Annotated in this window: 26 protein-coding genes and 1 tRNA gene; 1 reads left to right on the top strand and 26 read right to left on the bottom strand. The window is 36.1% G+C overall.

Going from position 1 to position 26,842, the window contains the following annotated elements; all coding sequences use genetic code 11:
- Positions 1-79: 79 nt before the first annotated feature.
- The 3 genes from spoIIE to JOC48_RS18125 all read right to left on the bottom strand — a co-directional run bounded on the left by spoIIE (position 80) and on the right by JOC48_RS18125 (position 4,340).
- Entirely contained in the window at positions 80-2,530 is a 2,451-nt protein-coding gene (gene spoIIE / locus JOC48_RS18135) for a stage II sporulation protein E (protein ID WP_420829230.1), read from the bottom strand.
- A 602-nt stretch (positions 2,531-3,132) separates the two neighbouring features.
- Positions 3,133-3,750 carry an NUDIX domain-containing protein gene (locus tag JOC48_RS18130; RefSeq protein WP_204501831.1) on the bottom strand — a complete coding sequence of 206 codons (618 nt, stop codon included), beginning with the start codon at positions 3,748-3,750 and terminating at the stop codon, positions 3,133-3,135.
- A gap of 14 nt (positions 3,751-3,764) precedes the next feature.
- Entirely contained in the window at positions 3,765-4,340 is a 576-nt protein-coding gene (locus tag JOC48_RS18125; RefSeq protein ID WP_275580775.1) for a histidine phosphatase family protein, read from the bottom strand.
- Between the two features lie 91 nt (positions 4,341-4,431).
- Between JOC48_RS18125 and JOC48_RS18120 the strand changes: the two genes are divergently transcribed.
- Positions 4,432-4,505, top strand: a tRNA-Met gene (locus tag JOC48_RS18120).
- Positions 4,506-4,668: 163 nt separating this feature from the next.
- Here JOC48_RS18120 and JOC48_RS18115 read toward each other — a convergent pair.
- From JOC48_RS18115 to yabG, 23 genes are all read right to left on the bottom strand, one after another.
- Positions 4,669-5,070 carry a S1 domain-containing RNA-binding protein gene (locus JOC48_RS18115; RefSeq protein WP_204501830.1) on the bottom strand — a complete coding sequence of 134 codons (402 nt, stop codon included), beginning with the start codon at positions 5,068-5,070 and terminating at the stop codon, positions 4,669-4,671.
- A 75-nt stretch (positions 5,071-5,145) separates the two neighbouring features.
- Complete coding sequence (locus tag JOC48_RS18110) at positions 5,146-5,523, bottom strand: FtsB family cell division protein (RefSeq protein WP_204501829.1); 378 nt, start codon at positions 5,521-5,523, stop codon at positions 5,146-5,148.
- Between the two features lie 10 nt (positions 5,524-5,533).
- Positions 5,534-6,133 carry a spore cortex biosynthesis protein YabQ gene (yabQ, locus tag JOC48_RS18105; RefSeq protein WP_204501828.1) on the bottom strand — a complete coding sequence of 200 codons (600 nt, stop codon included), beginning with the start codon at positions 6,131-6,133 and terminating at the stop codon, positions 5,534-5,536.
- Positions 6,130-6,429, bottom strand: coding sequence for a sporulation protein YabP (gene yabP, locus JOC48_RS18100; protein WP_204501827.1), 300 nt, complete (start codon positions 6,427-6,429; stop codon positions 6,130-6,132). Before yabP ends, yabQ begins: the two co-directional genes overlap by 4 nt.
- 84 nt (positions 6,430-6,513) lie before the next feature.
- Positions 6,514-6,774 carry an RNA-binding S4 domain-containing protein gene (locus JOC48_RS18095; RefSeq protein ID WP_204501826.1) on the bottom strand — a complete coding sequence of 87 codons (261 nt, stop codon included), beginning with the start codon at positions 6,772-6,774 and terminating at the stop codon, positions 6,514-6,516.
- A 28-nt stretch (positions 6,775-6,802) separates the two neighbouring features.
- Positions 6,803-8,254, bottom strand: a complete 1,452-nt coding sequence (yabN, locus tag JOC48_RS18090; RefSeq protein ID WP_204501825.1) for a bifunctional methyltransferase/pyrophosphohydrolase YabN — start codon at positions 8,252-8,254, stop codon at positions 6,803-6,805.
- A complete protein-coding gene (locus JOC48_RS18085; protein WP_204501824.1) occupies positions 8,254-9,828 on the bottom strand; it encodes a putative polysaccharide biosynthesis protein in 1,575 nt (524 codons plus the stop codon). Before JOC48_RS18085 ends, yabN begins: the two co-directional genes overlap by 1 nt.
- A gap of 165 nt (positions 9,829-9,993) precedes the next feature.
- Positions 9,994-12,003: a glucose-specific PTS transporter subunit IIBC gene (gene ptsG, locus JOC48_RS18080; RefSeq protein WP_204501823.1), complete on the bottom strand. Its 2,010-nt coding sequence runs from the start codon at positions 12,001-12,003 to the stop codon at positions 9,994-9,996.
- Positions 12,004-12,221: 218 nt separating this feature from the next.
- Positions 12,222-13,064: a glucose PTS transporter transcription antiterminator GlcT gene (glcT, locus tag JOC48_RS18075; RefSeq protein WP_204501822.1), complete on the bottom strand. Its 843-nt coding sequence runs from the start codon at positions 13,062-13,064 to the stop codon at positions 12,222-12,224.
- Between the two features lie 186 nt (positions 13,065-13,250).
- Positions 13,251-13,787 (bottom strand): stage V sporulation protein T, encoded by a 537-nt coding sequence (gene spoVT / locus JOC48_RS18070; RefSeq protein ID WP_204501821.1) that lies wholly within the window; start codon positions 13,785-13,787, stop codon positions 13,251-13,253.
- Between the two features lie 148 nt (positions 13,788-13,935).
- Positions 13,936-17,469, bottom strand: a complete 3,534-nt coding sequence (gene mfd / locus JOC48_RS18065; RefSeq protein ID WP_204501820.1) for a transcription-repair coupling factor — start codon at positions 17,467-17,469, stop codon at positions 13,936-13,938.
- Between the two features lie 85 nt (positions 17,470-17,554).
- The gene (locus JOC48_RS18060; RefSeq protein ID WP_204501819.1) at positions 17,555-17,785 is read right to left on the bottom strand and encodes an anti-sigma-F factor Fin; all 231 of its coding nucleotides are present in this window, start codon (positions 17,783-17,785) and stop codon (positions 17,555-17,557) included.
- A gap of 82 nt (positions 17,786-17,867) precedes the next feature.
- On the bottom strand, positions 17,868-18,428 hold the full coding sequence (gene pth / locus JOC48_RS18055; protein ID WP_204501818.1) for an aminoacyl-tRNA hydrolase: 561 nt from the start codon (positions 18,426-18,428) through the stop codon (positions 17,868-17,870).
- 268 nt (positions 18,429-18,696) lie between these two features.
- Positions 18,697-18,855, bottom strand: coding sequence for a hypothetical protein (locus tag JOC48_RS18050; RefSeq protein WP_204501817.1), 159 nt, complete (start codon positions 18,853-18,855; stop codon positions 18,697-18,699).
- A gap of 57 nt (positions 18,856-18,912) precedes the next feature.
- Positions 18,913-19,539 (bottom strand): 50S ribosomal protein L25/general stress protein Ctc, encoded by a 627-nt coding sequence (locus JOC48_RS18045; protein WP_204501816.1) that lies wholly within the window; start codon positions 19,537-19,539, stop codon positions 18,913-18,915.
- Positions 19,540-19,609: 70 nt separating this feature from the next.
- Positions 19,610-20,563 (bottom strand): ribose-phosphate diphosphokinase, encoded by a 954-nt coding sequence (locus JOC48_RS18040; protein WP_204501815.1) that lies wholly within the window; start codon positions 20,561-20,563, stop codon positions 19,610-19,612.
- Positions 20,564-20,732: 169 nt separating this feature from the next.
- Positions 20,733-22,103: a bifunctional UDP-N-acetylglucosamine diphosphorylase/glucosamine-1-phosphate N-acetyltransferase GlmU gene (glmU, locus tag JOC48_RS18035; RefSeq protein WP_204501814.1), complete on the bottom strand. Its 1,371-nt coding sequence runs from the start codon at positions 22,101-22,103 to the stop codon at positions 20,733-20,735.
- Between the two features lie 335 nt (positions 22,104-22,438).
- Positions 22,439-22,729 carry a septation regulator SpoVG gene (gene spoVG / locus JOC48_RS18030; protein ID WP_077623896.1) on the bottom strand — a complete coding sequence of 97 codons (291 nt, stop codon included), beginning with the start codon at positions 22,727-22,729 and terminating at the stop codon, positions 22,439-22,441.
- A gap of 194 nt (positions 22,730-22,923) precedes the next feature.
- The gene (gene purR, locus JOC48_RS18025) at positions 22,924-23,739 is read right to left on the bottom strand and encodes a pur operon repressor (RefSeq protein ID WP_204501813.1); all 816 of its coding nucleotides are present in this window, start codon (positions 23,737-23,739) and stop codon (positions 22,924-22,926) included.
- Positions 23,740-23,793: 54 nt separating this feature from the next.
- A complete protein-coding gene (ispE, locus tag JOC48_RS18020) occupies positions 23,794-24,663 on the bottom strand; it encodes a 4-(cytidine 5'-diphospho)-2-C-methyl-D-erythritol kinase (RefSeq protein WP_204501812.1) in 870 nt (289 codons plus the stop codon).
- Positions 24,664-24,855: 192 nt separating this feature from the next.
- Positions 24,856-25,035: a small, acid-soluble spore protein, alpha/beta type gene (locus JOC48_RS18015; RefSeq protein WP_204501811.1), complete on the bottom strand. Its 180-nt coding sequence runs from the start codon at positions 25,033-25,035 to the stop codon at positions 24,856-24,858.
- A gap of 256 nt (positions 25,036-25,291) precedes the next feature.
- On the bottom strand, positions 25,292-25,558 hold the full coding sequence (veg, locus tag JOC48_RS18010; RefSeq protein ID WP_204501810.1) for a biofilm formation stimulator Veg: 267 nt from the start codon (positions 25,556-25,558) through the stop codon (positions 25,292-25,294).
- A 377-nt stretch (positions 25,559-25,935) separates the two neighbouring features.
- Complete coding sequence (gene yabG / locus JOC48_RS18005) at positions 25,936-26,799, bottom strand: sporulation peptidase YabG (RefSeq protein ID WP_204501809.1); 864 nt, start codon at positions 26,797-26,799, stop codon at positions 25,936-25,938.
- Positions 26,800-26,842: the final 43 nt, after the last annotated feature.

The following is a 26,842-nucleotide window of genomic DNA, read 5'->3' as shown; positions in this document are numbered from 1 at the left end:
ATATGCTTTATCAACATTGTCGCCAATAAAAGGAAGAGTTATACCTGTTTTATATGTTAATAGATGAAATAAACCGTTACTAATTAGCCTTTTTGGAGTAGGTAGGAATTGCTGCCCATTTCGGGTTGTTCTTTTCTATTTTCGCAACCAATACCGTCATATCATCTTCAATTTCTCCTGCTCTAGTACGAACTACCTCCTCTAATATAAGATCAGCCATATCTTGTGGGTCTTCTGATTCCACCTCTTTTATTTTCCGCTTCAACCACATATCTACATTCTCCACATTTTTCGGCCCTTCATAAATACCGTCACTCATCATAATCAATAAGTCGCCAGCTTTTAACTGTTCATTTACCACCTCTACATCAAACTCTTGTATAATTCCAATCGGTAGATTACTAGCTTCTATTTTAATAATTTTGTTCCCTCGTTTAATAAAACTAGGAATAGATCCAATCTTTAAAAATCGAACAGCGGCATTGTGTAAATCAATCATCGCCAAATCCAATGTTGAAAAAATCTCATCACTTGTTCTAAGTGATAAAATTGAATTAATGGACTTAATCGCAACCTGCTCTTGAATTCCTGATTGCAGGATTTGTTGTAATAGCCGTAACGTTTCTGTGCTTTCTTCGTGTGCTCGTTCTCCATTTCCCATTCCATCACTAATGGCCATCGCATATTTTCCTGCGCCCAGCTCAATCGTAGAGTAACTATCACCAGAAACTAAACCACCACCTTTTGCAGCATGCGATACAGCTGTTTCAACAATAAACTTCTTCGCAGATCCAAACGATAGATAGCAATACCCATTTGGAACTGGTGATACTTCCTCTTCCTTCACAATTACTGTTTCTTTTAATATATCAGATAGCATTGGTGCTATTAATTTTTGTCCTTCTCCGTGATAGTTATAAAAGGATAAATTCATTTCTATATCAATGTTGCCTTTTTCCAAGCTATATATATCTAACTTTTCCAATTCGATTCCCATATGATTTAATGCAGCAACTATTTCAACCTCCTGTTGCTCATGATTTTCTCTTTCCTTTAATATTTCTTGAGCAAAATCACCCATTACCTGTGAAACACCAAGCAATTGATCTGCAACAAATTGTCTACTCTCACTAACTTGTTTCTTTAACTTTTGATTAGCCTGAAAAAAGGAGAGCTCCTGTTTCATCGTATCAAGTACTTTTTTTGATTTTACACAATGGTTTTCAAAATTCCGTTGTAACACTTTATTTGGATGATTACCCTCTTCTAAATCTCCTTTTAAATTTGTCATGATATCATAGGTTTTATCAAAATTTTGTGCCCAACACCACTCTTTCTTAAAGCAGCTTTGACAAGTTTTTTCCGTTACATTGCTTAGAAAGTAATCCGTCTCTCTATCATTTTCCTCTTTTAATGTCGTTTTCTGTTCTAAAGTGAAACTGTCAGATAAAGCATGAAAGACATTGGAGAATTGTTTTACACGATTTGCAGTGACATCACGAACCTTTTGTAAATACTGTTCTTGCTCTTTTGAATGTTCAATCGTTCCTGGAATATACCTAGATAGAGTTTTAATCCAGCTTTCTGGCGTACAGAAAAACAAAATGATAGCAATCATTGATTCCATTACTGATGGAAGTAGAGCTTCTAGCCCTTTTCCATAGATACCAATGAGAAGCGTACCAACGAGCAGACCTAATCCTACTCCAATTTTTTTGCCATCCTTCAACAGACCTCCTAATAGACCTGAAAAAGCTAGTAAACTCATTTGATACAAGCTTGCCACATTTGCGAGACTTAAAATTAACCCAGCTACTACCCCTACTGTTGAACCAATAGCAGCTCCTCCTACGAAAGCGAGCCACAACACTAAGTACCGTGATGAAATTTGTTCGATAGATGCCCCTTGAATTTCCCAACCTATTGTACCGGTCAATACAGAAGCAAGTAGAATGATCATGCAAACAATTTCTTCATTTTTTAGTGTTGGTTTATATCTTTTTGGTGATAATAATGGAATACTTTGCATAAAGATAAGTACTAACACCGAGCTTAATACACCTTCTACTGCAGCAAGCATCCATTCATAGGAAGTTAACTGAGTTGTTACATAGTAAGTAAGCAAACGAGTGAGAAAACTTGAAAAAAACACAAGTATCGGAATAATTTTTTGCTGATGACTCATATGTTTGACAAACGATGCTAAAAATACAAAGACTATCATTGTCGTTATCACATAACCGCCATGTTGAAAGTTAAGGGTTAATGCGCCTGCGAATGTCGCAAGCATTAATTTTAACGCCTTATCTCTTCGCATAAACCACACAGATGCTAAAAAAGCGAGTGCAAATGGTGATAACGAGGAAAGGACAACTGCTCGTCCTAATAAAAAGCCGACAACGAACATAAGCCAGCCTTTTTCGATGAAAAGTAGCTTTACCTTGTCTCCAAGCTTCTTCTTCCAAGTCCGTACATTATTGTCATGAACAACTAATGATTTGGATTCGTTCCCTGTTGCTGAACCCATCATTCTACACCACTCCTTCTTGTTGACCATTAAAACATACTTGTCCTTATTTTTTTGTCAAAACAACAGAAGTGCCGTACAAAAATGTTCGACTAGTTTCTAGGCAAGCACACCCTTTTCAACATAAAAAGCAGATTTACTTTTAGGTTCCTGTCGATAGTTCATCCCTAACTTTGATTTTTAGGCGAATGGGGGGGAGGAAATAATTTAGGGGACTTTACGTGTATTTCCTCCGATGTATAGTGATATATAAATAGAAGTCAGACATTTTTCCCCATAATAATAATCTAAGCTGCGGAAAAATGCGAGACTCCTATGGGAAAGGAACAGTCTGAAGACCCCGCAGCGAGCGCTTTTTGCTCGTGAGGAGGCTGAAGCGTTCCCCATGGAAAGCGAGTGTTTTTCCGCAGCTTAGATTAGCACTCATCTTATATAGGATGGAAGTAGTCACGATAATGTTATGTCGCATTATGTGTCAACTGTGTAGTAAAAAACGAAGAATACGAAAAGAGCCTTTATTTATTTGGCTCTTTTAAAGGATAATGTTGATTTTTAGCATATTTTTAACTCAAATGGAAATGAACAACAAATAATATCACAAACAATTATTTAGCAAACTCTGCTTCCACTGCATCACATATCATTTGGTAATACTCAGCTTGGTGTGGAACAAAATCTTGTTTCTTAACGGTAAAATCCTTTACTATTTTTTGATTATCTTTGATTTGAAACCCCGTAACTCTCATTTGTTGTTTTCGACCCTCTATTAGCTCCTTCCACTCCCAAAATGGTATCTTTACTAGACCAGTTACTTCTTCTTCCTGTAAATCGAAGCTATGGATTGAACCTTCAAATTCATATAGGAAAACGTGACAATGCTCAAAATCTTTATAGGCTTCTCCCACCAGCTGCTCGGAAAAAATACCGACCGAAATTAGGTCAGAATACTCCACTTTCAAACCTAATTCCTCTTCTACTTCTCGTACACCGTCTTCCGGTGTTTCCCCTGATAACAGGTGACCAGCAGCAGATATATCAAGTAAATTTGGGAACAGATCTTTTTGGGGATGTCGGTGTTGAAATAGGAGATAAATTTTACCTTGTTCAATCATAACAACCCAACACTGAAATGTTTGGTGCCAAAAACCTTCTTTATGTACCTCTTCTCTCGTTGCTTTTCCAATCCTGTTCCGATGTTGGTCAAATATATCAACATACTCCACATTTACCCCCCTAACTAATGATTATATTTCGTTAAATGATTAATTTGATTGTAATTATGAACCTTCCATTGCCCTTCAAAAAATTGGACATTACTAATACACGCATTAATTAAGGTTGTCTTACCTGAACCGATTTCTCCATTAGAAATGGAAGACAAAATCGAGTTAATAACAGCCCCATGTGCCACTAACAATACTTTTTTATTGCCAAACTTTTCTATGATTTGTTCCATTCCATTCATCACACGAGCCGTAACGAATTCACGCGTTTCCATTCCAGGATAGTTTCCATCTGGATACCTTTTATTTCGTTCTTCCTTCGTTGTTCCTTCTGCATCACCAAATGATCTTTCTTGAAATTCTTCCATTTCTACGATGGACAGATTTAAATTTTTGTTAATGATTTCTGCAGTTTGTCTTGCTCTTATTAATGGACTTGTTACAATAACATCCCACTCAGAATCCTCCAAAAAAACGCGACATTCCTCCGCTTGCTGTCGTCCTGTTGCATTCAATGGGATATCTGTCTTTCCTTGCAGCATTCCATTATAATTCCAATCAGTTTCTCCGTGGCGAATTAGGCAAATCAATTGAACTCCCCCTTTTATGGCTATTGACACACTTCCTATGCTATTGTATTATAACATCTGTAATTTCCATAATCGCTATTATTTGGAATGTGGCGGCGTAGCTCAGCTGGCGAGAGCGTACGGTTCATACCCGTAAGGTCGTGGGTTCGATTCCCTCCGCCGCTATCATAATCGACACAGAAGAAGAATTGGGAAAAAAGATGTAAGTATTATTTTATACTTTCTTAACGTGCAACAACAAAAGGCTGATTCCTTTAAAGGAATCAGCCTTACTTATTATTAACAGTATTTCTACTTTTGTTACATTCACGATTCGATAGACAGCAAGTTATCCTTTTTTAGCACCTCGACCTCCGCGTTTAGATTCGGTGTTTTTTCTAAGTGATGCTAAACGATCCTCAGAGTCTTTAAGGAATTTGTTCATTTTTGCTTCAAAGGATTCGGTACGATCTCGTTTGTTTTTCCCACTATTGTTACGACGTCCTTGATTTGGATTATCTTTCGCCTTTTTAATAGATAATCCTATCTTTCCATCTTTCTCAACATTAATTACTTTTACAGTTACCTTATCACCAACTGTTAAGTGTTCATTAATGTCTTTTACATAGTTGTCGGCAACTTCACTAATATGCACTAAACCTGTTGTACCACCTGGTAATTCAACAAATGCTCCGAAATTAGTGATTCCAGTTACCTTTCCCTCCAACTTGCTGCCTACTTCGATTGACATAAAAAAAATGCTCCTCCTTAAAATTTTGAAAAAGATATCATACTCATATATTATATATAAGCAATAAAAAGCGTGTCAATAAGATGGGTCTTCTTCAGGTAGCTTAAAAATGATTTCGCCTTCATCTGAAAAGAAATAATTTGTTTTTGCTATTTGTAGTACATAATCCTCATCTTTTAACAATTCGACTTCCTGCCTCAAGTCTTTTTCCTCTGCTTTTAGGGAAGCCATTTTTTCCTCTAATTGCTCGTACTGCTGTTCCTTTTCTGCATAAACCGCCCGTTGCTTCATATGATAGGTGGCAATACTTCCAAAAGTAATGATAGCAACGATCATGAACAACACTAAACGGCGAAATAAGCGCTTCTTTTTCTTCTCCTGCCTTTTCATTTGTGCATCATACTGTTTCATATAGTTTGATTCTATTCTTGCAATCTTACGTGCTTGTCCCATCAACGACCGGCTACCCCCTTTTCTCTCGAAGAAATTTCCACCATTTGTTTATTTTATTCTTTATTTTACTATAAAATCCTGCTAAATGGGTAAAGTATTTTTTCGCATTTTGCGGCATCAGACGCCAAATTAAACGAAAAATTAACGAAAATGGATACCAAATGATTTTTATCGCTAACCATCCTATCCAAAGGACAATACCCCAAATCCATAAAAGTAATGCAATCGTTAATCGTATCAAGCCCAGAATCGGCTTAACTATAACGGCTTGCACCAAGCGGTAAAAAAAACGATAAATAGATATAACAGCAGAAATCACCTTTTCCAAAAAAAGGAGGTATACACGTTCCAATAAACTTTTATACATGGCAAACCCACATAGGATAGCTAACAGAATATAAAAACGAAGCTCTCCCTGATTTACTAAATAAAGAATATAAAATAAGATAAGTGTTTGTAACAGCCAAAAGCATATTTCGATTGAGAAAGAAAAAACCAAGCGCTTTTTCCAGATTCGAGAAAAACGACGAAATGTTCCGACTGCAGCACCTAAGTATATGCCTCCAGCAATCATTGAGATAATTGTCAGGAACTGAGTAGTTAACGTCATTTAAACAGCTTGCTAAAGAATCCTTTAGCTTTATCCCCCTGCTCGTCTAAGTAAGAAAGCTCATAAATTTTTCCTTTTATTGAAACATTACCTTCTTCAACATCTAAGTTTTTCATTTGCAAATTTTCACCACGTACAATCAAATAACCCATCACTGTTTGTAAAAGAAATTCCTCACTATCAAAGCTATCAACTTCTTTCACACCAGTAATTTCTAGTAATTTTCTATTTTTCATTGTTACGTGATGCTCTGCCTGTCCACTTATCGAAGAAGGATTTCTCTCATAATAGTTCATTATACAGCCCTCCCTTTATCGTTATATACTATGAGGGGAGGGACAAGATTAGAACTATTCTTTTTTCTTTGTTATACACGCTTTTTACTCATTTACCGCTTCTTCACTTTTCACTTTATATAAAGTAGCTGCTTCATCCTTCTTTACCGTTTCCCTTAATGAAGCTATTTCAATCGTTACTAATTTTTGACCAAATTGAATGGTTAAAGTATCGCCTACGGAAACATTAGAGGCAGCTTTGGCCTTATTTCCATTTATTGTTATTCGGCCTTGATCAGCTATTTCCTTGGCAAGGGTTCTTCTCTTAATCAATCTCGAGATTTTTAAAAATTTATCCAGTCGCATAGTAAAACAATCACTCCTTTTTTCGTTTTTATTCATTCGTTTTTGCTTGATTCCAATAGTGGTCGAGTTGTTCTAACGTCATATCTTCTATTTTAAAATTGTTTTCCTTTACTTTTGTTTCAATAAATTGAAACCTACTTCTAAATTTTGAATTCGTACGATGAATAGCAAGTTCTGGATTAATTTTATAGTATCTAGCCAAATTAACAACAGCAAAAAGAAAATCACCTATTTCACTTTCTAGTTCGTTTTGATTATTTAATTGAATAGCACTTTTAACTTCCTGTGCTTCTTCGTTAATTTTATCCCAAATAGGTTCTGGATCGCTCCAGTCAAATCCAACCTTGGCTGCTGCTTTTTGTAACTCTTCTGCGATTGACAGTTGCGAAAGTTCGTTTGGAATACCATCCAACAAAGACTTATCTTTGTTCCCTTTTTCTTGTTGTTTTATTTGATTCCAATTATCCATGACTTCCTTTTCATTTTCTACCTGTATTTCTCCAAATACATGAGGGTGTCTACGAATCATTTTATTCGTAAGCGTTTTTATGACATCGTCTATCGTAAAAAATCCTTCATCTTCTCCAATCTGACTATGTAACATCACTTGTAATAACACGTCGCCTATCTCTTCCATCATTGCATCGTCATCTTGATTATTGACGGCTTCTATAAACTCATAAGACTCTTCAATGAGGTATTTTCGTAAGGATTCATGGGTTTGTTTCTTATCCCATGGACAGCCGTTAGGACCTCTTAGCTCTGCTATTACTTCTCTTAGACGGAAGAATGTATGATTTAAATGGTCCTCTGTAACAGGGGGTATATATACGGCTGTCAAATTGCTTAACTCTACCGTTTGATCTAGTTCAACGAGTGGAATTGTCACTTTTTTCTCCTCTTCACTTCCAACAGCCTCTAATACCGTTACCGGAAAGTCTGGCCCCAAATCTTCTAATAAAGTAAGTTTAACCTCCGAAGCAATCATAGAGTCATAAACCTGACAAAACAACTTATGTTGACGATACTCCAGTTCATTTCGTTTAAAATTCGTCGCATCTAAAAATTGAAACCCTTCAATCGGATCCATATGTAAGGCAGAAAATACATCATCCAAAAAGCTTTTACCACCAATCACCTCTGTATGAATATCTTCTCTATTTAACAACAGTTGCACTGTTTTTTCCGCCAGCATCGGATGTCCCGGAACTGTATAGATGATCGATCCTTTTTCCTTCGCGTTTTTAATAAGGTCATCAACAATAGCTTGATAAACTTCTTCAAACTGATCATGCTGTTGATACACACTATCATAAGAAATAAAACTGACATCCTCTGATTGTAATGCTTTTACAACTGGATGATCTAGCGTACGTACAAAAATAGGGTGTTTTTCTTCAATCAGTGTCCGATAGATCCCTAATGGAAGCTGTTCGATATCACCAGCCCCTAGCCCAATCACTTTTATGGTATGTCTCATTACTGCTTCCTCCTTTTAACTTGTGCCGATAACCATTCCCCACAAGGTAATGCATATAACTCGTCTTTGTTAAATCCGTTAAGCCGAATAAAAAGAATGATATAAATCGTTGCTCCTCCCAAAATAGCGAGTAGAACAAAGAACAAATAGCCAACCCTCGTTGTTATCATTAACCAATCAAACAGATAATTGTTTACAAAGTATAGCCATATCACTAGGCCTCCTATTGCCAATGAAAAGGATGACAATGGAAGAACCAATAGTCTATTTTTAACCAAAACTCGTTTTAGCCAAACAACATTTAAAAATAAAATAGCCACCAAACTTATCACTGATGCACCGGCACTACCAGTAATTCCGTAATTTGATGTTAACCAACTATTTAACATCCATTTTAGAAATACTCCGATTGCAATAGTGATTGCAGTTATTTTTATATAACCAAGGCCTTGTAAGATAGTTGCGGAAGTTATGACTAGAGAAGAAAATACTACCGCTATCATTAATACCTGAAGACTAGCGCTGCCGTAATCGTTTTGAAAAAGCAATACATTTATATGCGAAAACAGACCAACAAGTCCAATTGCCGCTCCCACCGATAACAACAAACTTAATTTAAGGGAACTTTGGATATGGGACTGTAATAACTCTGGATATTTTTCTAATCTTTTTCTTGTAAGGCTTGGAACGAGTGCCAGTGCCAAAGAAGATCCTACCACTGTCCCTAACTGAATTAATGGTTGACCTCGATCAAACACACCCTTCCACTGCTTTGCTTCTATATTATTAAAACCGTAGTTCATTAAGCTTGGGATTAATGTAAATGCATCAGCCAATTGCAGCAATAATAAAATCAGATGATTCATACTCATGAAAAAACCGTAAACTAGAAAAATCCTTACATAAGGTGTCCACCTTATTTTTAATGCACGCTTCTTGATTGGCCTTATTTTATACCATAGATATACTAAAACGATGAATGCAACGATGGAACCTAGAATCGAGCCTAGCGCAGCACCCGAACCAACAACATACAAATCTTTGCCTTGCCTAATAAAAACAGTTGCAGTCATCAATATGATACTAACCCGTATGAATTGCTCAACAACTTGTGAAATTGCTGTTGGCTTCATATTATTTAATCCCTGAAAAACTCCTCGTATCATGGATGTAAATGGTACGATTAAAAAAATAAATGACGCAGTTTGTAACGGTGTTTTTAATTGTTGATCGCCCATCCACCTTGCAATATAACTACTATTTATGTACATAATTAAAAAAAAGGTTACATTTATAATGATCAATAAGCTAAAAACAGGTGCAAAAGATAAGTCTCTCCCTTGCTCTCTTTGATCAGATACAAGCTTTGAAATAGCCGTAGGAAATCCATATAGGGATAGAACCATCGCAAATCCTAAAAAGGGATAAACCTGTTGATAAATATAAAAACCCAGATCCCCCGTTATATTCTGGAGCGGAATTCGGTATCCTGCACTTAATATCTTACTTAATAAACCGGCTAAAGTTAGTAACATTGCTCCCTTAAACAGCTGTTTTGTCGAGTGATTATCCATATTGAGCGCCTTTCTTTCCAGTTAACACCGTCAAAGTTGATGCAATTATACCATATATTACTATTTATTCAGAAAATCTACTATAGAAAAATTGACCGGTCTTTACAAAAAATTGTACGTAAAATCAGCAAAAAGCTTGGAGGCTCTTCACCTCCAAGCTTTTGCTTACTTCACTTCTATTACATGGTCGTCACTTTGGTTCACTTTACCTGAAGCTTTAACCTGTACAGACTGACCTTCTTCTAAGTTTGTAAAAATAATTGGTGTAATCGTTGAAGGCGCATGTTCGGAAACATAGTCAAGATCCACTTCCATTAATACTTGACCTTGCTTTACTTCGTCTCCCTCTTCAACTTTTGCAGTAAACCCTTCCCCTTGCAATTTCACCGTATCTATACCAATATGAATTAAAATCTCCATCCCATTATCCGCTTGAATACCAATCGCGTGCTTCGTCGGGAATATGTTTAAAATCTTACCGTTTACTGGGGATACGATCTTTCCTTCTTCCGGATTAATGGCAAAACCATCGCCCATCATTTTTTGAGAAAATACTTGGTCTGGTACATCTTCTATATTTAAGATTTCACCGGATATTGGGCTAACAAAATTTAATTCTCCACTTACATTTGCTTCCTGCTCTTTTGGTTCCTCTTGCTTTTCCCGCGGCGCTTTTCCATCGATGATATCTTGCATTTGACCCCGAATCGTATCAGAAACTGGACCAAAAATTGCCTGAATGTTATTTCCAACCTCCATGACACCAGAAGCACCGAGTTTCTTCAAACGACCCTTATCTACATTATTTTTGTCTTCTACACTCACGCGTAATCGTGTAATACACGCATCTAGATTTGTAATGTTTTCTTTTCCACCCATTGCAGCAAGAATTTCGTATGGACGATCATCTACTTCACCATCATCATCTGCATCATCGGCTTCATCTTCACGTCCTGGTGTTGCTAGGTTAAATTTCAATATTGCCCAGCGGAAACCGACGTAGTAAATAACTGAGAATACTAAACCAACTACAATTACCCAGAACCATTCTGTTCGGTTTGGCATTACTCCAAACAGAATAAAGTCAATTAAACCACCAGAGAATGTCATTCCAATTTTCACATCTAATAAATACATAGTCATAAAGGACAATCCGGCAAAGATTGTATGAATTGCAAATAATAGTGGTGCAACAAATAGAAATGAGAATTCAATTGGTTCTGTAATACCTGTTAAGAAAGATGTTAATGCAGCAGAGAACATAATACCCGCAACAACTTTCTTTTTCTCAGGTTTTGCAGTGTGATAAATAGCTAGTGCTGCTGCTGGCAAACCAAACATCATAAACGGGAATTTACCTGTCATGAAGTTACCTGCCGTAAATTCGACACCATCTTTTAACTGTTCAAAGAATATTGTTTGGTCACCACGAATAATTTCACCAGCTGCATTTGTATATTGTCCAAACTCAAACCAAAACGGTGAATAGAAAATATGGTGTAAACCAAATGGAATTAACGCACGTTCAACTACTCCAAAGACAAAGGTTGAGAATGTTCGATTTGTCTCTAACATAAAGTGTGAAACAGCATTTAACCCTTGTTGAGCAAATGGCCAGATAAAGAACATGATAATACCTAGAATCAATGCAGAAAAGGCTGTAATAATCGGAACAAAACGCTTTCCTGCAAAAAAACCTAGAAATTGTGGTAATTCAATATTAAAAAATTTTCGATACATAGAAGAAGCTAATACCCCGACAATAATTCCACCAAATACACCTGTTTGTAAGGTAGGAATTCCTAATACTGATGCATAGGCAGGATCAGCAGTCATATCGGCTGTTATTTCACCAAATACGCCCATTGTAACATTCATAATTAAGTAACCAATAATTGCAGCAAGCCCAGCTACGCCATCTCCTCCTGCTAAACCAATTGCAACACCAACTGCAAATAGCAATGGGAGATTATCAAAAACAACTCCACCTGCTTCCGACATCACTTGTAACACTTTTAAAACAACAGGATTTCCAAACATCGGAAATCTATCAATCCATTGGTCTTGTGCAAAGCTTGTACCAAAAGCAAGCAAAATACCAGCAGCAGGTAACAGTGCAACTGGAAGCATCAACGCTTTACCGACTTTTTGCAAAGTACCAAATAAATTAGACATATGTCTCATCCTCCTTATAGGTTTTTTCATGCAGATTACCATTCCATATGAACTTAGTATGTGTTATAAAACTCAGTTTTAATAAATGAAACTGATTGTTTTCGACAATAAAAAAAGACATGAGTAGATAAAGTTTTGGTACCAAAGGATATACTTCACCCTTATGGTAACCAAAAAACTTTTTCATACTCATGCCTGATCGAATCAGTAACACGTAACTAAATCTTATTGGTTAATCGCTGTAGATGAATCGTCAAATAGATTGCTTCTGTTTCATCTACTGGCCTATGTAATTGTTTCTGCATTACTTTGATTAATTTCCAAGCAAGATTATAGCATATTGGATAAGTGATTTTCAACATATCGGCTAGTTTTTTTTGATGACCCAATTTCTCACCTTGATACGTTCGGTCAATTGCTCTATGCAAATGTTGAACAAGTCGATTATAGCTTACTCGATCACGATCAAGTTCTACTTCTAAATTTTCTTCAATAACCTTCACCATTTTTAAAATCAACTGATGATGTTTATTAATGTCACTGATCGACTTATCTGTCACTGCACTATGAATATGTAATGTGATGAAACCAACTTCCCCTTCTGGAAGTGAAATACCTAATCGATCTTCTACTTTTGCAACCACATCCGTCGCCACCCGATACTCTTGAGGATATAGCGTTTCTATCTCTAAAAAAAACGGATTAGAAAACTGCATGCCTTGTTGTCCCCGTTTGATAGCAAATGCTAAGTGATCTGTTAAAGCAACGTGGATATGCTCACTAAGGCTTTGTTCCATTTTTTCCTCAATAAAAATAATAATTTCATTCATGAAGCTTAGCGTATCTCTATCAATATGATCTAATAAATCCACATATTGTTCCTTTTCTTTTTCATCCTTCAACAAAAAGGTTTTATCTGCTTTATTCAAAGGAACGATATCCCCTTTTTTTCGATTGAAACCGATCCCATTACCAATTAACACTACTTCTTTATAGATTGGGTGCTCTGCTATGATTACATTATTATTTAACACTTTCTCAACAACAATCTCCTGATTCATTGTTTTCCTCCGACACTTTTAAAGCTAATTTTTTATTTAGAAAAAACCCTAAACGAACAAGAAACTCCGTTACCTAAACAATATATCATTAAGCACTACTTGTACACCGACAATCCAATAAGATAGGCTTTCATATGAAAAAAGCTGACCAGAAAGAGTTATCTTCCTAATCAGCCGTTCGTTAATCTACTCCATTTGTCTTGCTAAAAAGCTAGCAGCTGTTTCTACAGCCTTTTGTTCTACTGTTCCTATGTTGTTATCTTCTTTTGACATAATCATAACACATCCAATAGGATCCCCGTTGGCAATAATCGGACTAAGTACATAGGAAGCAATTTTATCTTCCACTCCCTCAACAATTTCAATAGTAGTTGCTTCTGTTTCAGAAATGACAGAACGTTCATTCATTACTTTTTCTATTTGTTTTCCTATATTTTTTCCTAAGTAATCCTTTTTAGATTCACCCGCTACAGCGATGAATTCATCACGATCACATATAAAAACCGGGTAACCAAGAGAATCAAAAAGCGCATCAGCATATTCCTTTGCAAAATCACCTAATTCACTTATCGGGGAATACTTCTTTAAAATTACTTCCCCTTCACGATCAACAAATATTTCTAATGGATCACCTTCACGGATTCGCAAAGTTCTTCTGATTTCTTTAGGTATTACAACTCTGCCTAAATCATCAATTCGACGTACTATTCCTGTTGCTTTCATTCTGCGATCCTCACTTTCTGTGATGATTTTTCTGGCTAACTTTCCACCATCCTTTTATACAAGCAGAAATAACCAGTTGTGGGTTTAGTATGGAACACACAGAAAGTTCTATACATAAATTTATTTTTTTTCCTCAATTAGCTAAAACTTAAGCTACTGGCACTCTTTTCATATCCTTTAAAGCGTGGATAAATTTTTGCACAAATTCATACCGATGATGATATGTTTCCTTATTCCAATTAAAAACAACTTTTAACTTCCTATTTTCAGTTCCTAACTGAATCATCCGTCCATATTGATTAGCAAACTCAAATAGCTTTGCACCATCTAGTTCTTGACTGGCTTCTTCTTCTACTAATAGCTCCATTTTATATTTCTTTTCACTTATGGATTCTACTCGTTCTTGTTTTGCATATAGCTTTAGGACGGACACATGAAACAAGTTTTCCACTTCTTCGGGATAGTCACCAAAGCGATCGATTATTTCCTCACGCAAGTCAGCAATGTCCTCTTCAGAGTCAATAGCATGAAATCGTTTATACATGTCTATTTTTTGTTTACCATCTGAGATATAAGTATCCGGAATGTAAGCATCTAATTCGACATTTAATTCCACTTCGATTGGCTTCACTTCTTCGTAAGACTTTCCTACCTTTCTTGCATCAATAGCATCTTTAAGCATTTTTGAGTACAAGTCAAATCCAACGGAATCAATAAACCCATGCTGCTGTGCACCTAATAGGTTACCCGCTCCTCGTATAGACAAATCACGCATTGCTATTTTAAATCCAGAACCCAATTCAGTGAATTCCTTAATAGCTTGTAACCTTTTTTCTGCAACTTCTGTTAATACCTTATCTTTTTGGTAGGTAAAGTAAGCGTAGGCAACTCGATTAGACCTCCCAACTCTACCTCTTAATTGATAGAGCTGACTAAGTCCCATTCGATCTGCGTCATAAACAATTAACGTATTCACATTTGGAATATCAACGCCAGTTTCAATAATAGTTGTACTAACTAATACATCGGATTCTCCTTCTAAAAAAGAGAACATAACGTTTTCCAACTCTGTTTCATTCATTTGTCCGTGCGCAAATGTTACACGAGCATCCTCTACAAGTGCTGAAATTTCTTGAGCCATCCGCTCTATATTATTCACACGATTATAGAGGAAAAATACTTGACCTCCTCGTGCCATTTCCCTTTCAATTGCTTCCCTTAAAAAGACAGGATTATATTCTAGAACGTAAGTCTGAATCGGAAATCTATTCTCCGGAGGTGTTTCAATAACCGATAAATCCCTTACACCTAACATCGACATATGCAAAGTTCGTGGAATTGGTGTTGCTGTTAAAGTTAAAACATCCACGTCTGTTTTTAGCTGTTTAATTTTTTCTTTATGTTTAACACCAAAACGCTGCTCTTCATCGACAACGAGCAGTCCTATATTCTTATACTTAACATCCTTGGAAAGTAGTCTATGTGTACCGATCACGATATCTACAAGTCCTTTTTCTAGCCCTTTTAACGTTTCGTTCTGCTGTTTTCTTGTTCGAAAACGACTTAATAAACCTATATTAATTGGGAAGTCTTGAAACCTCTCTCTTATCGTTTCATAATGTTGCTGAGCAAGAATTGTTGTTGGTACTAGAATGGCAACTTGCTTTCCATCTGCAATTGCTTTAAATGCAGCACGTATGGCAACCTCTGTTTTCCCATATCCTACATCTCCACACAATAAACGATCCATTGGGCGCGAACTTTCCATATCTTTTTTGATTTCTTCAATACATCGAATCTGATCTTCCGTTTCTTGATATGGAAAAGCATCCTCAAACTCTTGCTGCATCAATGTGTCTTCAGCAAAAGCATATCCTTTTGCTGCTTCTCTTTCTGCATAGAGTTTAATTAAATCATCCGCAATGTCCTCTACTGATGACTGAACTTTTCTTTTAACCTTTTTCCATTCACTACCACCAAGCTTATAAAGTTTTGGCTCTTTCCCTTCAGATCCCACATATTTTTGCACTAAATCAATTTGATCAATTGGAACAAAAAGCTTGTCATCACCAGAATATTTTAGCACCATGAAATCCTTATGCAGTCCATTTACCTCTAGCGTTTCAATTCCTAAATACTTACTAATACCATGGTTTTCATGAACAACATAATCTCCAACCTTTAATTCTTGGTAACTTTTAATTCTTTCCGCATTCGATATTTTTTGTCTTCGCTTTGGTCTAACTGTTTTCGTTTTAAATAATTCGCTCTCTGTTAAAATTGCTAGTTTATGCATTGGTAATTCAAAACCACTACTAACATTACCAATAATGATCGTTGGTCTGCTAGTTGGTAACGATGTGTTTTGGTCACCAATAACAGCAGGCATATCATAATCTTCCAAAACAGATTGAATTTTTTCCGCTCTGGACCCATCTGGTGCAAAAATGATGATTGAATCCTCTGCTTTTTTCCAGCGACCCATTTCACTTTGTAAAAGGTTCATTTGTCCATGAAATTGCTGCATGGCCCGACATGACATGTTAACAATATTTTGTGGATTTGTATTAGGAATGTGACGCATAAATACAGATAAATATATTCTTGGTTGTTCCATTTTCGTCCATACATCGTGCCAATCATAGGAAATAGATAGATTTCTAACCATTTGTTTTGCTTCTAAAACAGATTGGTACCACTCTGCTTCCTCTTCATCCAGTCGTGAAGCGGTTTCATGAATTCTGCTCATTTCATCAAGAATGACAAGTCCATCTTTAGGCAAGTAATCTAACAAACTACTAGGTTGATCATAGAAGTACCTTCCGTATTTATACATTTCCTGAAACCGTTCTTGCTGATGAAGACGTTCAATGTCATGACCAATAGCTTCTGATAATTTTTCCTTATCTTCCTTTTTACTTAATTTTCGTAAAGAAGTAGCTAATTCTCCTTCGAGCTGTTGTGCACCTCTAACAAGATCTTCCTCCGTTAACAATAACTCTGTTGCAGGGGAGATTGTAACTTCCTTCATTTTGTCTAACGAACGTTGTGATTCCGAGTCAAAATAGCGAATGGAGTCAATCTCATCATCAAATAGCTCCACTCTAATTGGATGATCCTCGGTGATTGGATAAATATCTATAATTCCGCCACGGACACTAAACTCACCTGGTGTTGAAACCATTTCTACTCGCTCGTAACCCATTTCAATCAATGAAGATAAATAAGAATCAATTTCTATTTCTTCTCCAATCTTGAACTCTAGTCTATACTTTTCCCAGTATGACAATGGTGGTAGCACTCTTTTTAATGCAGCTACAGGGGTAACTAATATACCACTTTCCATATTCAACCAGTTTGTAAGTGCATCAATTCGCTGACTTTTCAACTCTGGGCTTGCTACTGCTACTTCTGAAGCTATTAGTTCATTTACTGGGTATAGGTGAACATTTTTTCTTTCTGTGATTTCCAGTAAATCCTCATACAATTGCTGGGCTTGTGTTAGTTGGTGTGTCACTAGCAACATCGGTTTATTCACTGACTCATTAATAATCGATGCTAAAAAACCTCTTGCTGACCCAGATAAGCCTGCCACTAACTGTTCTGTCAAACCCGAGGAAACTCCATCAATAATGGAATATATATCATCTTGGTCTTTTAAGTAATGTTTAATCCCTTGCATTTTGCCTCCCCCTACTTCGACCATTGAAATAGCCAACAAGTACAAAAATGCCTTGGTCTAGCAACCAAAGCTTTTTGTCATTGCACTATTGTATAAAGTAGTCTAATTCGTGATAGTTTGGATTTTTTTCCAACGATTCTTGGCAATCTTCACAAATTGTTTTAATATGAATATCGCCATTCCCTTTATATTGAATCATTTCATTTCTGTCCTCTACTGATAAATCATTCCAGCCTAGTGCCTGCGTATCAATCATCTGTTGATCAAGCTGACCAATTAGACTATTACAATGTTTACAATTATATACAATCGCCATGATTTTCCCTCCTATGGCAACAATAGATTATTTCTATTTTGTCCATTTCAGGAGGATTTTATACGGTATTAAAGTTTATGGCTTATTGATTAAATTCATTCATAACTTCTTCAAAAGGTTTTTTAAACCATGATTCACAAGCATCAGCTGCTCGTGTAATACTATCTTTTATTGCTTGCTTTTCTTCTTCTTCAAACTTGCCCAAGACATAGTTTGGCACAGGCATAGGAGTAGTAGGTCGACCTATTCCAACTCGTATCCGCTTAAACTCTTTTGTACCTAAATGATCAATAAGCGAACGTATTCCATTGTGTCCACCATGTCCACCTTTTTGTCGTAAACGTATTTTTCCTGGAGGTAAATCTAAATCATCATAAATGATTACAATATCTTCAACGGAAACATTATAAAAATCAATAAGTGGTCTTAAAGATTCTCCAGATAAATTCATATATGTTTGTGGCTCAAGCAAAATAACCTTTTCCTGTTCCACCATTTCCACTGAAAATTTGCCTTGAAATTTATTTTTATTTAAACTCCAATTAAACCGTTGCGCCAGTTCTTCAATAATCATAAAACCGATATTATGACGCGTTTGTTCATATTTTTTCCCAGGGTTTCCTAAACCTACAATACACTTCATAAACAGCCACAACTTCCTTTACAATTCATTACTTTCATTATTTTACTTTGTTTAACATAAAAAATAAAGGGAATAGTTATTATCATTCTTTTCGTTCTTGTATATGTACATTAAAGAACAAAAGCGCAAGCGCCCTGGTAGCGACGTATGGACTGGACTGAACCGCAGGAGATAAAGGAAACACGGTGAACAAAGTGAACCGATGTTGACTTATCGTACGGAGGTGAGGGAAGTCTCACTAGTCGCTGGGCGCTGGAGCTGGACATCGCTAACCTACACCATTTATCCACAAGCCAGACATTTTATAATTTCCACATGGAAAAAAGACGCAACCACTTTCGGTTGCATCTTCTAATTCTTGTTTAAAAAAAGTAGGTAAGCTAGTAGAAGTTCCCTTACTGCCTGAATACATGAGGACCGTACTCATATTATGTGCTAATTTCTTTATTATACTCAGGTTACATGGATGACAGAAGCTCTACTATTATTCTTCCTCTTCTTCTTTTTGGTTAATTACTTCTGGCTCAGCTTCTTCTTCCGTATCATCTTCTTCTGTTGTATCTGCCTCAGGAGGTGAAATCGTTACAATTGTTGTATTTTCATCTTCTAAAATTTGATAATCCTTGTTTACCTTTAAGTCAGCAACTTCTATGCTGTCTCCAATTTCTAAATTTGAAACATCGACTGTGATATACTCAGGAATATTACCTGGCTTAGCTCTAACAGCTAAGTCGTGGAAAGGCTGTTGTAATATACCGCCATCTTTGACACCCTGTGCTTCTCCTTCTAAATGAATGGAAACCTCAACATCCATTTCCTGTGCCATATTCACCACATAGAAATCGGCATGTAATAGCTCGTCCTTTAAAGGATCTACTTGATAATCATGTAGCATGACATCAACGGATTCACCATCTACCACTAATGAAATAATCGCATTTTTACCCTCTTCACGAACCGTCTTCAGTAACTCCAAACTGTTCACAGATATAGTTTTAGGATCTTTATTATGACCATACACTACAGCTGGAATAAGACCTGCTTCTCTTATTTCTTTTGTGTAGGATTTTTTTAAATCCTCTCTTTTATCCGCTTTAAGTTTTACTGTCAAGACAATCAACCTCCTGAAATTAACAATTTAATTGTTATATTTCCCCTTTACTGGCTACCTTAAACATTTTTTAATCAAATAGGATACTAACAGATTGTAGTTCGTGTACTCGTATAATCGCTTCACTAATTAGTGGTGCTACAGATAATTGGGTTACTTTATCAATTTGCTTTTCTTTTTTTAGTGCGATGGTATTTAAAACAACTAATTCTTTTATTTTAGAATCATTGATACGTTGGATTGCTGGGCCAGATAAAACGGGATGTGTACAACAAGCATATACTTCTGTTGCTCCATTTTCAATTAATGCGTTTGCACCTAACGTTATTGTTCCGGCTGTATCAATAATATCGTCAATCAAAATTGCCGTTTTCCCTTCAATATTCCCTACTATGTTCATTACCTCTGCTACATTTGGTCGAGGTCTACGTTTGTCAATAATTGCAATTGGCGCCTTTAGACGGTCAGCCAATTGACGAGCCCGTGTAACGCCACCATGGTCGGGGGATACGACTACGATATCCTCAAAGCCTTTATCGCTCCAATAATCCGATAATATCGGAACACCAACCAATTGATCAACCGGAATATTAAAGAATCCTTGAATTTGAGGAGCGTGTAAATCGAGTGAAATTACTCGGTTAGCTCCAGCAGTTTGTAGCAAATCTGCTACTAACTTCGCAGTAATTGGTTCTCTAGCTCGTGCTTTCCGATCTTGTCTTGCATAGCCGTAGTATGGCATAACGATGTTTATTGATTTAGCAGATGCTCGTTTTAGTGCATCTATCATGATTAATAGTTCCATCATATGTTGGTTTACTGGCTCTGATGTAGATTGAACAACATAGACGTCACAGCCTCTAATGCTTTCCTCGATATTAATTTGAATTTCTCCATCACTAAAGGATGTAACAGAGCATTTTCCTAATTCTATACCAATATTTGCCACTATTTCTTCAGCAAGACTTGGGTTGGAATTTAATGTAAATACTTTCAATGATGAGTCTTTATATCCCGTGGACATCAGGTGAACCCTCCATAACCTTTATTTAATTCACTTAGCGTCATATTCATGGGGCTGTCCTTGGGTCCTAACCCTTTATGAATGGGACTGCCCCAACACCAGAAATGATTACCTCGATTCATTCTTCAACGTGAGAACAAGCCAAGGGTTATTACTTATAAGTGTACTATTATTTTGACTTTAATTTCTTCACATAATCTTCTTTATTCGTCTGTCTTGCACGAGCAATAGACAGGGCTTCATCTGGAACATCCTTATTTATCGTTGAACCTGCTGCAACATAGGCTCCCTTTCCAACTGAAACAGGGGCAATTAAATTAGAATTACAACCGATAAACGCATCATCTTCTATTCTTGTTACATACTTATTTTTACCATCATAATTGACAGTAATCGTTCCACAGCCAACATTTACACGTTTTCCAACCTCAGCATCTCCAATATAACTTAAATGAGAAACCTTACTGTTTGTATCTAAGGATGCTTTTTTGATTTCTACAAAATTTCCTACTTTAACCTCATCACCAATATGAGAATCAGGACGGATGTGAGCGAATGGTCCAATTTGAACTCGATTACCAATTTCGCTATCCTTTACTACACTTTGCCTTATGACAACATCTGCACCTATTTTACAGTTACTAATTTCTGTGTGAGGTCCGATTATGGCGTTTGTATTTATATATGTTTCACCATCGATAACACATCCCGGGTTTATCGTAACATCTTGTTCTATTTTTACATCTGGGCCGATATATGTGTTGTCTGGATCAATAATCGTTACTCCGTTTCTCATATGGTTCTCATTTATCCGTTGCTTCATTAATTTTTCTGCCTGTGATAAAGCAACTCGATCATTAATACCTATTGTTTCATCAAAGCTCCCTGATGTATACGCACTGACATTTTCATTTGCTTCTTGTAAAATTTGAATGACATCTGGTAGATAATATTCACCCTGTGCATTATCATTCGATACTTTCTTTAATGCTTGAAATAAAAATTGATTATCAAAGCAGTATGTTCCGGTATTAATCTCATCAACCAATAACTCTTTCTCCGTTGCATCTTTATGCTCAACGATTCGTTCCACATGATTATTTTCATTACGAATGACTCTACCGTATCCTGTTGGGTTCGGTGCTTTTGCAGTAAGTATTGTAGCCTTCGCACCTTCTTTGTCGTGGTGATTTAATAAGGCTTCTAACGTTTTATTTGTAAGTAATGGCGTATCTCCGCAAACAACAATCGTTGTCCCTTTTTGCTTGCCAAGAATTTCTTCTGCTTGCATTACCGCATGCCCAGTACCAAGCTGTTCTTCTTGAATGACAAAACTGGAATCATTACCTAATTGTTCTTTAACTTTCTCAGCTCCAAATCCAACGATTGTAATAATTTGTTCTAGCTTTAACCTATTTAGCTGATCGACAACATGTTGTACCATTGGCTTTCCCATTACAGGGTGCAAAACTTTATATAATTTGGACTTCATTCGAGTGCCTTGCCCTGCTGCTAATACAACAGCATACCTATTAGTCATGAAGTAACCTCCGTTCAAGTGCTATTCTGGCTCCAAATAATTCGTATTTATTTAAATATTTTTAATTATCTGCTATATTTGCTACGGAAATAAGATAATGATTGAAGCCTAAAAGATTTTATCCATTAACGAATATATCCTAAACACAAGGCTATTTCAACACTGACACTTCACAATAAGATAGTATACCCGATAATAACCAACCGAACACACAAATAATAGCAACATCTATTTAGCAGTTGTTGCTATGGTGAGTGTATGTTTTTGATTATATTAGTTCGATTAACAAAAAAAGAAGCCTAATCATTTTAAGATTAGACCTCTGCTGAAATTACTTAAGAAGCACCAGCTTCTTCATATTCTACTTCCACTTCTCCAGCTCGGTGATACTCTTCTAATACTGCATCTTGAATCTTAGCACGAGTATTAGAATTAATCGGGTGAGCGATATCTCTAAACTCACCATCTGGTGTTCTTTTCGAAGGCATTGCAACAAATAAACCATTATTACCGTCAATGACACGAATATCGTGGACGACAAACTCCTGATCCAACGTAATAGAAGCAATTGCTCGCATTCTTCCCTCGGTATTAACGCGGCGTAATCTCACGTCTGTTACTTCCATTATGTCTCACCACCTTTTCCCTAAATAGAACTTATTAACTAAATTCAACAAAATAAAGTGAATTCCTTCTTTTTTTTGAATTTTTTTCGAAAATTAAGTAAATTAGTTGGAATTTTTTATAAAATAAAACTAATTATGGCTTTTTTCTTTGTTTGGTATATTTTTTAAGGTGGTTTTTACGGCTTTATTTAGGTTTATTCATTTAAAAAATTGCCTTTTTTCACTTCAATGTGATTATTTTTAACATCAACATTATTAATTTTAATTAAAGACACATATTGATCAACTACTCGATCCTCTTCCTCATCTTCTGCTTCAACCAATACCCCGATCCCTGCAACCTTTGCATTAAACTCCTTAAGAAGATTTTTTATACCGTTTATCGTCCCACCGGCTTTCATAAAATCATCTATGATACAAACTTTTGCCCCTTCATTTAAGCTTCTTTTGGGCAATACCATGGTTTGTATTTTTCTAGAAGATCCTGATACATAGTTAATACTAACAGTAGATCCTTCTGTAACTTTCGGATCTCTACGGACAATCACAACCGGAACATTAAGAAAAGAAGCTACTGCATAAGCAAGAGGAATTCCTTTCGTAGCAACAGTAACGACTACATCTATGTCCTTGCTTGAAAAAGCTGTTGCAAATAATCGCCCAATATTCCTTACCATTTGAGGATCTCCAAGCAAATCACTCATAAATAAATAACCACCCGGAAGTAACCGACCTGGATCCTCTAAACGGTTACAAAGATTGCTTACAAATACTTCACTATTCTCATTTGAGTACGTTGGGATATATTTCACCCCACCTGCAGCTCCAGAAATAGATTCTAAGTAACCGATGCCTTCCTGTTGAAACATTTTATTAACGATTGCTAAGTCTTCACTTACAGATGACTTAGCAGCACTATAGGTTGTTGAAAAAAAAGGTAATGACACTAACTCCATTGGATGTTCAATTAAATAGTTAGTCATCGCTACCAACCGATCACTTCTTTTCATCTCTACACCTCAAAAACCGAATATTTTAGGTAAAATATATCATTTTATACGGTTTTAATCAAGTGCTTGATGATATCCAAGCATGCGTACAACATAAACCTCATTACAAAACCCGCGAAGACTGTTATATATTCGATATGCTTTACTTTCCTGTTTAACCATAGAAAAAACAGTTGGTCCACTTCCACTCATTAATACTGCATCTGCACCGGACTGTTCCATTAACCTTTTTATTTGATTAACCTCTGGATGAATCCCCAAGGTAACAGATTCTAGAACATTACCTATATTTTGACACATTTGCTTATAATCACCCTGCTTTATTGCCTCAACCATCGCCGTGGTATTTGGATGGTTAATTTTTTCAAGCATCAGTTTCTGATAGATATGCTGTGTAGAAACACCCATTTGAGGTTTCGCTAATACCACCCAACAAGATGGGGGAGCAGGAAGCTCCGTGATACATTCGCCCCTGCCTTTTGCTAACGCAGTGGAGTTATAAACACAAAAGGATACATCTGATCCTATTTTTGCACCTAATTCAGCCAATTCTTCTGTTGTTAAGGCTAATGACCAAAGTCTATTTAAACCACGTAACGTAGCAGCAGCATCACTGCTCCCACCTGCTAAACCAGCAGCTACTGGAATATTTTTTTCAATGCTTATTTTAACTCCTTGATTAATCTTTAGCTTATGTTTAATTAAGCTTGCCGCTCTATACGCTAAATTTCTTTCATCATTAGGAACAAAACGATTTTCTGATTCAATGATTATTTGGTCTTCCTTTATTTCAACTAGTTCAATCCTGTCAGCTAGATCAACCGTAGTCATTACCATTTCAACTTCATGGTAATGGTCTGGTCGTTTAAAAAGAACATCTAAAGACAGGTTAATTTTGGCTGGAGCCTTCTCAAGCACATACATTTTAACGTTCACCTTCTTCAATGATATACCCATAGATTTTAACATACCCATAATGCAAACTTCCATAAACGAGCAAATCGGTTTAAAAATGACCTTGCAAAGCGCTTCTGGTCCTTAGCTTTTTTGCTTTTGAGTACACATCTATTCTTCCTAAGCATTTTGCGCATGATAAAAAAGCGACAAACCCTAAATTTAGGATTTGTCGCTTTTTAATTGTTCTTCAGCTATTTCTATTGCACGTTTCACTATATTACCGGCATCACGTGCACGAATTCCGCCCCAACCTTCATTTTGAACCGTGTCGTAAAAACCTAATTCCTTGGCAATTTCCTCTTTCAGTTGGTCTGACATAATACCTCTACGTCTACCCACAGGACCAGCCCTTTCTTTGGTTATTTTTACGACATTCTTATCCTTTCCTATTGCTGTTCATTTACTATTAACTATTTTTTCTAAACTTAGCTGAAATTTTTGTTGAATACGCTTTCAAAAGAGTGTATAATTTAATTAATTCTTCATAAAATGAAAATGAAACTAAGTACTAACGAAGAAGAGCCTAAGCTTTTCTTATACTTTCAACCTGTATAATCTATAAATTCTGGGGGTATAAAAAAGCAGCAAACAATGTTTACTGCTCCCCAAGAACCATTTTGCTCATATCGTCGATGAAATTTAATTCTACTGTCTCAGTTAAAACATCTGCATAACTATAAGAAACACGTTCAAACGCATTTTCTTGTTGATCCAATTCAACGATAAACACAGAAGGATAAGTTTCAGCTAAAGTTCCAAAACGCTCTACCGTCTTTCTTCTCCCACCATTAGCTTTTATCCTCAAGCGCTTCCCAATTTGACCATCTAAACCCTGTTTGATTTCCACTAATGTTTTTGCCAATACACTCCACCTCACTATATTTACTATACCACAGACATGTTTTGTAGTCAAATAAAATATATAATTATAACAGTATAGTATTTTTAATGTCAACAAAAAATAATTAAAAGAGTGATCAAAAAGTCACCAAATTATTATCCCTTCCTGTATCTGAAGCATACGTCAATGGGGATTGAAAGCATTTCTTTAACTTAGCTGACTTTTTGAAAACAACTTTAATTAACTAATGGTTATTATCTCAATTTTTTTCAAAATTATGTATGAATTTTTCTATGATAAAAACTAATTTTTCTGTACTTTTATCGACTCAACCTTTTAAACTTCTGTTAAGTAAAACAAGCCGTTTCACTATAATAGTGAAGACGGCTGCACAATTTTTATTCATCATGATCGATATAAGGCATACCAGTTCTTAATAAACCTCTCGTTTCCACTCCACCTAACCCTTTTTCACCAGTAAGTGTATTTCTTAATGCATCATATACTCCAACCTTTTCCATAAATGGTGTATAAGCAATCTTCGCAGCAATGTAGACTGGATCCAACGCATGAATATTGATCCTTGATGGAGAGCTTGCAAAGTTAGCCCCCGCCCTTACTAAGGACTCAAAATGAGATTGACAAGCGCCTGCAAATATAACTAATTGATCCAGATTGGGAACTACTTTTCTAGCTTCTCGTACAGTTTCAGCAAAATATTTAGAATGGCGATATGCTCGAATATCTTTTTTATTACCTTTGTTACGAGAAAAAGCATCATGCCCTGTTATCACAATAATATCAGGTTGTATTTTTTCAACTAACCCTTTAATCTCTGTTGGCATTTCTGTCTCATTTAAATGAACACCATGTACCTGCAGTCCAATTCTTTGATATAAATCAATACACTTTTTTAAATACAAACGATCGCCATCTAAATGCAGGACACGAGCAGGAATTTGGAAGTAATTCATGGGTTGCTGGTAGCCACCTGATGATTCATACTCCCTTTTTTCCTTCATCAATTGATAATCTTGTCGAAATAGACGGAAAGAATAGTCCTCTTTTTCTTTAATTTTTTGCCTTCTTTTCTTTAGTTCTCTATCCTCTAATTTCTCTAAATCATCGAGGCTTGCATCTGCTTCTAATCGAACATCCTCTCCGTGTAATAAGACAGTATTATTGTTAATATTTATAATGCGAAACACTATATCATTTTTGTAGGATTTTCTAGTTACTAAATCCCCAGTGCTCAGACTCATGTTTCCACCTCACAATAGGCCTTTCTACATTATTCATAATTAT

Source organism: Aquibacillus albus (assembly GCF_016908325.1).
GTDB lineage: Bacteria > Bacillota > Bacilli > Bacillales > Amphibacillaceae > Aquibacillus_A > Aquibacillus_A albus.
Note: the sequence above shows the minus strand (reverse complement) of the source record. Positions and strands in the feature narration are given on the sequence as shown.

Coding starts and splice junctions, on each gene's coding strand:
- spoVG (WP_077623896.1), bottom strand. CDS start 22,729: ATGGAAGTAACAGACGTGAGATTACGCCGCGTTAATACCGAGGGAAGA.
- yabN (WP_204501825.1), bottom strand. CDS start 8,254: ATGAGACATACCATAAAAGTGATTGGGCTAGGGGCTGGTGATATCGAA.
- glmU (WP_204501814.1), bottom strand. CDS start 22,103: ATGACTAATAGGTATGCTGTTGTATTAGCAGCAGGGCAAGGCACTCGA.
- spoIIE (WP_420829230.1), bottom strand. CDS start 2,530: ATGATGGGTTCAGCAACAGGGAACGAATCCAAATCATTAGTTGTTCAT.
- ptsG (WP_204501823.1), bottom strand. CDS start 12,003: ATGTCTAATTTATTTGGTACTTTGCAAAAAGTCGGTAAAGCGTTGATG.
- yabG (WP_204501809.1), bottom strand. CDS start 26,799: ATGAGTCTGAGCACTGGGGATTTAGTAACTAGAAAATCCTACAAAAAT.
- yabP (WP_204501827.1), bottom strand. CDS start 6,429: ATGAACTATTATGAGAGAAATCCTTCTTCGATAAGTGGACAGGCAGAG.
- ispE (WP_204501812.1), bottom strand. CDS start 24,663: ATGTATGTGCTTGAGAAGGCTCCAGCCAAAATTAACCTGTCTTTAGAT.
- purR (WP_204501813.1), bottom strand. CDS start 23,739: ATGAAAAGAAGTGATCGGTTGGTAGCGATGACTAACTATTTAATTGAA.
- JOC48_RS18110 (WP_204501829.1), bottom strand. CDS start 5,523: ATGGGACAAGCACGTAAGATTGCAAGAATAGAATCAAACTATATGAAA.
- JOC48_RS18095 (WP_204501826.1), bottom strand. CDS start 6,774: ATGCGACTGGATAAATTTTTAAAAATCTCGAGATTGATTAAGAGAAGA.
- mfd (WP_204501820.1), bottom strand. CDS start 17,469: ATGCAAGGGATTAAACATTACTTAAAAGACCAAGATGATATATATTCC.
- JOC48_RS18050 (WP_204501817.1), bottom strand. CDS start 18,855: ATGAGTACGGTCCTCATGTATTCAGGCAGTAAGGGAACTTCTACTAGC.
- spoVT (WP_204501821.1), bottom strand. CDS start 13,787: ATGAAAGCAACAGGAATAGTACGTCGAATTGATGATTTAGGCAGAGTT.
- JOC48_RS18040 (WP_204501815.1), bottom strand. CDS start 20,563: ATGTCCACGGGATATAAAGACTCATCATTGAAAGTATTTACATTAAAT.
- glcT (WP_204501822.1), bottom strand. CDS start 13,064: ATGAATCAGGAGATTGTTGTTGAGAAAGTGTTAAATAATAATGTAATC.
- JOC48_RS18115 (WP_204501830.1), bottom strand. CDS start 5,070: ATGTCAATCGAAGTAGGCAGCAAGTTGGAGGGAAAGGTAACTGGAATC.
- pth (WP_204501818.1), bottom strand. CDS start 18,428: ATGAAGTGTATTGTAGGTTTAGGAAACCCTGGGAAAAAATATGAACAA.
- JOC48_RS18060 (WP_204501819.1), bottom strand. CDS start 17,785: ATGGCGATTGTATATAATTGTAAACATTGTAATAGTCTAATTGGTCAG.
- yabQ (WP_204501828.1), bottom strand. CDS start 6,133: ATGACGTTAACTACTCAGTTCCTGACAATTATCTCAATGATTGCTGGA.
- JOC48_RS18085 (WP_204501824.1), bottom strand. CDS start 9,828: ATGGATAATCACTCGACAAAACAGCTGTTTAAGGGAGCAATGTTACTA.